This is a genomic window from Parendozoicomonas verongulae (genome assembly GCF_009711465.1).
GTDB classification, from domain to species: Bacteria; Pseudomonadota; Gammaproteobacteria; order Pseudomonadales; family Endozoicomonadaceae; genus Sansalvadorimonas; species Sansalvadorimonas verongulae.
Genome location: NZ_SMME01000488.1, coordinates 1 through 1,036, shown reverse-complemented (window position 1 = coordinate 1,036; position 1,036 = coordinate 1). Strand labels below are relative to the sequence as shown.

Below are 1,036 nucleotides of genomic sequence, written 5' to 3'. Positions count from 1 at the left end.
TATCAAGGTTTCTAAGTATCGAACCCGCCTCATTCCCTCTATAACCCATGAATTTTTCTGCTTTCGTCACGGCAAGGGCACAACTTGCAAATAGCAATCTCGCAGTCACAGCCTGCGAATTCAGGCCGCCTCTCTCCAGCGTGAAAGTACAGGACTCAATCCACTTGAAGTCAGGGGGTAGAACTTCTTCAAAAGAGCAATCAATTTTAAAAGAGCAATCAATAAAGGAACAGCATTTAAGAATCGGATAATTCTCTCTCAATCCATCAAATTTGCACAGGCTCAACTCCATACCGCTGAAGGTGGTATTACGTAGATCCACCTTTTGAAAATCTACAGAGGTTAACCTTGTCCCTTTCAGGGTCAAACCTTTGAGGCTACCAATAAAATTGGTGTCGATTTCTGGGTTAAGATCATAAAGCAACTTAAACTGATCTTTCCCAACCGCTTTTACAATATCTCCAATCAGGTCTCCATCAGGTCGGCTCATAAAATTATCGCACATACGGACCAAGGGGTCTTCGATAGTGGCAGATATAGCCTGACCATTAGGGAAATATTCCACTTCCCGAGCCATTCTCTCTGTTAATCTTTGATGACTGCCCTTCTCAGTATGAACTTTAAGCACTTCCTCCAGACTGATAAAAGGGAGCATTAATTCGGATGCATCAAGCCGCCTGCAGCTCTTCCAGGTTTGCTCTCCGGGAGCCATTGCATGAAGTCGCTTAATACCCCGGCACTGATTGCCATACCGATCCGTACCGTATGTCAAAATATCGGTGCGCTGTAGCAACTCTGGCTTCAGCGACAGCCACTCCCCTGACCTCTGATCAGTGGACAGTTTGAAAAAAACGCTGCTTGCCCCCCCTGCTCTCAAGTCCGAGCGTCTGGATGCATAATCATTCTTCAACTGAGTCACGCCCAGCCTGATGCGCTCAACGATTGAGTAGAGATTTCCGCCACAATGGAACAATCTGGGCAGGGGATTATCTCTGTTCCTGTAAGCCTGCAGGGAATGAATAACAAGAGAGTGAGG

General features: G+C 46.2%; 1 protein-coding gene. It reads right to left on the bottom strand.

Annotated features, from left to right (window positions below):
• Positions 1 to 712, bottom strand: a 712-nt coding sequence (locus E1189_RS01125) for a pentapeptide repeat-containing protein (protein WP_155158278.1), incomplete at its 3' end; no start/stop codon positions are given.
• Positions 713 to 1,036: the final 324 nt, after the last annotated feature.